At 42.9% G+C, this 7,850-nt stretch carries 5 protein-coding genes; 2 read left to right on the top strand and 3 right to left on the bottom strand.

The features are described 5' to 3' along the window. A partial coding sequence (locus ASV53_RS21270; RefSeq protein ID WP_239928878.1) for a methyl-accepting chemotaxis protein occupies window positions 1-2,093 on the top strand: 2,093 nt, incomplete at its 5' end. 322 nt (window positions 2,094-2,415) lie between these two features. Continuing rightward, entirely contained in the window at window positions 2,416-3,618 is a 1,203-nt protein-coding gene (gene fabV, locus ASV53_RS21275; protein ID WP_094958575.1) for an enoyl-ACP reductase FabV, read from the top strand. A 111-nt stretch (window positions 3,619-3,729) separates the two neighbouring features. Here fabV and ASV53_RS21280 read toward each other — a convergent pair whose 3' ends face one another. From ASV53_RS21280 to ASV53_RS21290, 3 genes are all read right to left on the bottom strand, one after another. Beyond that, window positions 3,730-5,076, bottom strand: coding sequence for an ATP-binding protein (locus ASV53_RS21280; protein ID WP_094958576.1), 1,347 nt, complete (start codon window positions 5,074-5,076; stop codon window positions 3,730-3,732). Further along, complete coding sequence (locus tag ASV53_RS21285) at window positions 5,073-5,747, bottom strand: response regulator (protein ID WP_094958577.1); 675 nt, start codon at window positions 5,745-5,747, stop codon at window positions 5,073-5,075. Before ASV53_RS21285 ends, ASV53_RS21280 begins: the two co-directional genes overlap by 4 nt. A 342-nt stretch (window positions 5,748-6,089) precedes the next feature. Then, entirely contained in the window at window positions 6,090-7,772 is a 1,683-nt protein-coding gene (locus ASV53_RS21290; RefSeq protein ID WP_094958578.1) for an aspartate:alanine antiporter, read from the bottom strand. Between the last annotated feature and the right edge of the window lie 78 nt (window positions 7,773-7,850).

The following is a 7,850-nucleotide window of genomic DNA, read 5'->3' on the forward strand; positions in this document are numbered from 1 at the left end:
GGATTTATATGCAATTCTCTAGTATTAAACAACACATAATGTTGTTTGGTGGCGCGAGTTTACTTACCGTTACATTAGCGATGGTGGGTTATAGCCACTTTAGTGGTAAAAGCCTACTTCATGAATTAGATGAGTTAATTTTAACAGACGCTGAAAGTGTTTTAATTGAACAGCTTAGCCTCTCCGCTGAAGTTGAGGCTCAAAAAATCAATATCATTTTCAATCAAGCAATTGATATATCGGCTAATTATGCTCAGTCATTTAGTGGCAAAGACCCTGAAATGACAAGAGAGGGGTTAATTAACCTTCTTGGTAATACTATCAATAATACTGAAAATATCATTGGTATTTATTCAGCATGGGAGTTCGATAAATTCAACGGGCAAGCTCGTGATTATATTAATGACAAATACTCTCAACCGAATGGTTCTTTTAGCCCGTACTATAACCGTTCACCATCAGGTGATATTGTATTAGAGGCTTCTTATCCTTATTACAATCATAACTTAAATGCGACAGGAGTACGTGATTCAGAGTGGTATCTATGCCCAATGGAAAAGAAAAGGGCATGTGTTATAGATCCTGCAAGCTACACGATTCAAGGTGTCTCGACGTTAATGAGTTCATTTGTCGCGCCTATTCTGCGTGACGGAGAATTCCTCGGCATGTTTGGGGTTGATTATTCACTCGCATTTTTACAATCATTAGCGAAATCGACTTCATCTAATTTATTAGATGGCCAGTCTCGGGTAGTTATTCTGAGCGGTGCTGAAATGATTAGCGCTGATAGTGCAGAACCTTCTAATATTGGTAAAAAACTATCAGCAACATCACTGAAGAACTTATTAATGTCGCGTCAAGTTGGCGAAACTATAGTGAATGGTAATGATCTGATAGCGACCGCTGGATTCGAAACAAGTGGGACGCAAACACAGTGGCAAGTTATTGTCATCGTACCTGAAGATATTGCGCTTGCGAATGCACAAGCCATTGTTGATACGGTTATTACCCGATACTCAGATAACCTAACAGGACAAATGGTTGTGGGTTCCATCGCGGGCTTGCTGGGGCTTATTCTAATGTGGTTTGTGTCACTCTCGATTGTCGCGCCTATCAGTGTATTGGTCACAAGAGTGAAAGCGCTAACGCAATCAGGGGGCGATCTTACTCAATTTATTGATATCGATCGTAAGGATGAAACAGGTCAGCTTGCCAAGCACCTAAATACCTTTATTGGCGACGTACGCGGTATTGTCAGTGATATCGCAGGGTCAGTCGGTTCATTGACAGAAAGTGTGTCTGCCACCGCCGCTGTAGCATCGCAGGGGCAAACGAATATTCTGGCTCAGCGACAAGAGATCGAACAAGTTGTAACGGCAACCAATGAAATGTCGTCAACGGCTCACAGTGTATCTGATAATGCACAAGAAACTGCGGATGCAGTGACATCGACCCAGAGTTCGGTTAATCAAGGGCAAGATGTGGTTGAAGCGACCGCAAATGGTCTACGCGACTTAGCACAAAACGTTGTTGAAGCAACAGAAGTGATTGAACAACTCGAAGTACAAAGTAATGATATTGGCAGCATCTTAGAGGTGATACGTAATATTTCAGAGCAAACGAATTTGTTGGCACTGAACGCTGCGATTGAAGCCGCTCGCGCTGGTGGGCAGGGACGAGGTTTTGCTGTAGTGGCGGATGAAGTCCGTAATCTAGCCACGAAAACGTCTGATTCAACAGATGAGATCCAGCTTATGATTGATGGCTTACGTGGCAGCAGCAAGCAAGCGGTAGCGACGATGCAGAAGAATCGGGAGCTGAGTAACTTGTGTATGTCTCATGCAGAAGATGCGGTTAAAGCCTTAAATGAAGTCAGCGTACAAAGCGGCAAGATCCAAGACATGGCACATCAAATTGCCAGTGCTGCTGAGGAACAAGCTGCCGTTACGGAGGAAGTGAATCGTAGCATTGTCGCAATCAATGATGCCGCCGAAGAGATCGGAGAAGGGGCTCAACTTTCTCAGGAAGAATGTACGAAGGTCTCTCGCTATACCAATGCGGTTAGCGAAAAAATCAGCCACTTTAAGTTCTAACTTAACGGATTGTGACGATGTAATAGCGCGGTATCGTGATAAGAAAAAGCCGACTCAGCAATGAGTCGGCTTTTCTATACGTGTTATTAGGCGATAATTTAAACAATCCCCATAGCTGAAAAACAGAATTCAACCTGATGGTAAACTGTACGAAGAAGTGTGCATGCCATTAATATTAAGGCGTTGAAAGGTGTTTTAAGCGCGAAATTGCTGCGATAACACCTCCAACCACTGTGGTTTTTAGCCATTTCGACTATAAATGTAATGCGAAAAAGTCAGTAACCTTTTATCCTTACTAGCAATTATGTAAGGGAAGTTGAAGATGATCATCAAACCTAGAATTCGTGGATTTATTTGTACAACAACGCACCCAGTGGGTTGTGAAGAAAACGTCAAAGAACAAATTGCTTACACTAAAGCACAAGGCCCAATTGTAAATGCACCTAAGCGTGTACTTGTTGTGGGTTCTTCAAGTGGTTACGGCCTATCATCACGTATTGCTGCAGCATTTGGTGGTGGTGCTTCAACGATTGGTGTGTTCTTTGAAAAAGCGGGTACAGAGAAAAAGCCGGGTACAGCAGGTTGGTATAACTCAGCAGCATTCGACAAACTAGCAAAAGAAGAAGGTCTTTATTCTAAGAGCTTGAATGGCGATGCTTTCTCTCATGAAGCTAAACAAAAAACAATTGATTTGATCAAAGAAGATCTTGGTCAGATTGATATGGTGGTTTACTCGTTAGCATCACCAGTACGTAAAATGCCAGATACGGGTGAAGTGATTCGCTCTACGTTGAAACCTATGGGTGAGACGTACACAGCAACGGCAGTTGATACCAATAAAGACGTATTAATTGAAGCGAGCATTGAACCAGCTACAGAGCAAGAAGTTGCTGATACCGTGACTGTTATGGGTGGCGAAGATTGGGAACTTTGGATCAATGCACTATCTGAAGCGGGTGTGCTAGCTGACGGTTGTAAAACTGTTGCTTACAGCTACATCGGTACTGAAATCACTTGGCCAATTTACTGGCATGGTGCATTGGGTAAAGCGAAGATGGACCTTGATCGCGCAGCGGCAGCACTTAATGCCAAACTAGCGATTGCTGGTGGTTCAGCAAACGTAGCTGTGCTTAAGAGTGTAGTAACGCAAGCAAGTTCTGCTATTCCTGTTATGCCACTGTATATCGCAATGGTATTCAAGAAAATGCGTGAAGAAGGCGTGCACGAAGGGTGTATGGAACAGATTTACCGCATGTTCACACAACGTCTATACAAAGAAGATGGTACAGCACCAGAAGTGGATGCAGAGAACCGTTTACGTTTAGATGATTGGGAACTACGTGAAGATATTCAAAAGCACTGTCGTGACCTATGGTCTACTGTAACGAACGAAAACCTATTTGACGTTGCTGACTACCAAGAATACAAAGATGATTTCTTGAAGCTATTTGGTTTTGGTATCGATGCTATCGATTACGAAGCTGATGTTGCAACGCTTGTTGAGTTCGATGTTCAAGACATCTAACCTGTTGTCGATTTAGAGATAAGAAAAAACCGCCCTAAATTAAATGGAAGGGCGGTTTTTTTATGCCTGTGATTGGCTGTGTTAAAGCGTACCTAGCTCATGCTTATAGCGCTAGTGTTTAGGCAAACGAATAATAAATGCCGCGCCTTCCAATGATGATTTTTGAACATGAATACGGCCTTGGTAACTGTCGACTAATTCATGACAAACCGATAGACCGATTCCTTGCCCCGGGTTTAGCTGATCAGCACGAACACCGCGTTGGAAAATAGCTTCTCGCATCTGGTCGTTCACACCAGGGCCATCATCTTCAATAATAATGATGTAGTGATCTGCATGCTCTTTCACGCTCACCTGTACCGTACTAATACAGAAACGGTAGGCATTTTCTAATAAGTTACCCAGCAACTCCATCAAGTCATTACGGTTGATCGGCAGCTTCATCTTGGGGTTAAACTTATAGACAAGATTAACGTCTTTATCGCCGTAAACTTTGCTTAATAAACGTTGGAAACTATCAAGCGTGGGTTTTAGCTCGGTCTTTGCTTTTTGTAGGCCCTGTTGACCCATCATCGCGCGTTTTAGTTGGTATTGAACCAATTCATCCATTTGGCTGATTTGCTCCATCACGCGTTGATTGAGCATGGAACGTGTCAGTTCTTTATCATCGAGTAGTGCATTCGTTGCCGCTAAACGGGTTTTCAAACTGTGTGCTAAATCATCCATTGCATGACGATACCGTCCTTTTTGATCTTCCGTAATACGAATCAAACGGTTCAACGCAGATGTGACTTCTTGCAGCTCCATTGGGTAATCTTGATCTAAGGCTTCACGCTTTGATTCCGTCATTTGATCAAGCTGGTTTGCCAGTTTTCGTAACGGTTGGAAGCTCCAATGGAATGCGGCAATCAAAAAGGCAACGGCAATCAGTACAAATAGGCCGAGGTAAAATGTGGTGCGCTTATGAAGCTGAGATAAAGCAGAGGCATAATCATCGCCAGAGCGTAATACGACAAGGCGGAACGTATTACCATCTTCTTTATGCTCTGTACCAAAGTTAGAGACAATGAAGTTTACGCCTTCACTGTTTTGAATGAGGTTAGGGGCGAACAGTTCATCTGGCACATCTTCACAGATATTAATGAGCTTCGCATCTTTGGCATCATCTGATAACCAAACCGTTTCAGATTTTTGATTACAGACCACAGACATATAGTCTGTTTCTGATGGGTCGATGGACTGAATCCACTTATCCACGTCTTTAATAAGACCAGCTCGATTTAGCTGAGCAACCACCATTGGCATTTGTGTGGCTAAGTCAGATGAATAAGCGGCAATATAACTTTGGGTATAAAGTTGGTTGATCACCCCTGCAAGTGCAGAGGTGATTAATACGATAATGGCAACCGAGGTAACGAGTACTCGGCGGCGCAATCGTGGCTGAATAATCTTACTCATTGAGCATGTAGCTCAAAAATATACCCTTGACCACGAATGGTTGAGATCGGGTTTTCTTGGCCTGCCTTGACGATTTTTTTACGTAAACGACTGATCATGACCTCAATGGTATTTGGATCGCCTTCTTGATCTTCGTATAGCACATCCAATAAGCGTTGTTTAGAAACAACTTGGCGGCTATGGCGCATCAGGTATTCAAGTAAGTCATATTCAAAGGCTGTTAATTCGAGTGGACCTTCATCAATGAAAACTTGCTTAGCAAGCAGATCCACACGAATTTGTCCTGCTGACATTTCTGGCTTAACAAAACCTGCACTACGGCGAACGAGAGCACTCAAACGTGCCACCATTTCTTCTTTTTGGAATGGTTTTACTAAGTAATCATCAGCGCCTGCTTCTAGGCCTGTCACTTTGTCTTGCCAGTTAGAGCGTGCAGTTAAGATCAACACTGGTAGGCGCAAACCTTGCTTACGCATGTCTTTGATTAAACTAATACCATCTCTATCAGGTAAACCAATATCCACAATGGCGATATCGTTCGGATAGTTTTTCGCGAAGAATAAGCCTTCTTCTGCGGTATCGGCACACTGAACTTGATTACCTAATTCGGTAAGCTGGGATTTAAGGTGATGACTGAGGATTGAATCATCCTCGACGATAAGAATTCGCATAATATGAGTACCCAGATATAAATATATTTCATTGAATATACTGAATAGATGAGAACCTTGCGAATATCAAGATGTTAAATCGTGATTAATTCAAGGTTTTCTGATCCAGCGCCCGAACATAAAGTCTAAATTGCCACTTGTTGCTCATTGGTATAAACGAAAAGTTCATACTTACGCTTAAGTGACCATGTGAAATGGGTTGTGTTCGTAGCAGTAGAGTGTAACCAATTTGACTGAATAGAGGCTGACTTTAAGCCGACTCATTCTTTGATAAATAATACCGTTAATAAAAAAGCAGCTCTTATAGAAAGAGCTGCTTTAAATTATTCAAAATAGAGTCTGTTAACTCAGGATCATGATCAGCGTACCAGCAATGGTCAACAGAACGTTAGCAATTGCATAAGTACCGGCATAGCCCAATGCTGGAATTGTACTACGCGCATGTTCGTTAATCATATCCATGGCTGGCGCACAGGTGCGAGCACCAATGATGGCACCAAACAAGAGGGCGCGGTTCATTTTTAGTACGTAAGCACCGAACAGGTATGCCACCACAACTGGGATGACACTCACCATGATACTAGTAGCAAAAACAGCGAAGCCAATTTCAGACAATGAGTCAAATAAGTTTGAACCCGCGCTTAAGCCAATACCAGCCATGAAAACCATTAACCCGAGGTCTTTAGTCATATTCAACGCCCCTTGTGGGACATAACCAAAGGTAGGGTGGTTGGCACGTAGGAAACCAAGGGTGATCCCTGCAATCAATAAGCCTGCTGCACTACCTAAACCAAAGGTGATATGGCCAAACGTCATGGTAATACTACCGATCAGCGTACCAATGATGAAGAAACAACAGAAAGCTAATAGGTCGGCTATTTGGCTGTGAATCGAGATAAAACCGATGCGTTCAGCTAAACCCAATACGCGACTTTTCTCACCGCTGACCTGCAGAATATCGCCCTTATCAAGCAAGATATTATGATCCATTGGCATTTCGATTTGCGCACGTACGACACGGTTTAAGAAACAGCCGTATTCTGACAAGTTCAAATCAGATAAGCGTTTACCTGCGATATTGTCATTTTTAACCACGATTTCTTCTTCAACGATACGTAAATCGAGAAGGTCACGGTCAAATACTTCTTTACCATTACGGAAGCTTGGGTCCAATCGTGCGTGGCTGTCAGGGTAGCCTACTAGTGCAATTTCATCCCCTTCTTGCAAAATAGCATCACCATCAGGGTTAGCTAGAATGCCATTTCGGCGTACACGTTCGATATAACAACCTGTCTGACGATAAATACCCAATTCGCGTAGGTTTTTACCATCAATCCAGTTAATCAGTTCAGGGCCAACACGGTAAGCACGAATAATAGGTAAGTAGACTTTACGTTGGCCCACTTCACCAATGCCACGTTCTTTGGCGATCTGTTGTGACGATTCTGCAAGGTTTTGCTTTTGCAATTTCGGCATCAGTTTTGCCAGCATAATTAAGCTAACCAGACCGACAAGGTACGACATTGCATAACCGACACTGAGGCTATCAACCATTTGTTGAATAGCTGTGCTATCCGTTATGCCTGCCAACCCGCCATTAAGCGCATCTTTAGCACCTACCAGCACAGGAGTGGCTGTTAGTGAACCGGCCATTAGGCCTGTTGCCAAACCGATATCAAGGTTGAGTTGCTCAGCCATGGTCATCGTAATTGCGATGGAAGTCAGCAATACAACCAGAGCTAATAGAAGGTAGTGTTTTCCGTCTCGGAAGAATATACCGAAGAAGTTAGGACCCGCTTCAATACCGACGCAGAAAATAAACAGCATAAAGCCGATATTTAGCGCTTCTGTATTAAAGGTGAAACCTGCATTACCGAGGAGAAGGGCGGCGAGTAAAACGCCAATAGAATTGCCTAATTGCAAGTTAGCGAATCGGATTTTACCGACACTTAAGCCAACAGCAAGAACAACAAAGAGCAACAAAATATCATTTTGGTGAAGCAAAGCTGCAACGTCGATATTCACAACATTTTTTCCGGAACAATAGCACGCGATGAGTGTACGAATTCTAGCTGATTTTAAGGATGGGTTATAGATTTTAAT

It is taken from the genome of Photobacterium sanguinicancri (assembly GCF_002265265.1).
Taxonomy (GTDB): domain Bacteria; phylum Pseudomonadota; class Gammaproteobacteria; order Enterobacterales; family Vibrionaceae; genus Photobacterium; species Photobacterium sanguinicancri.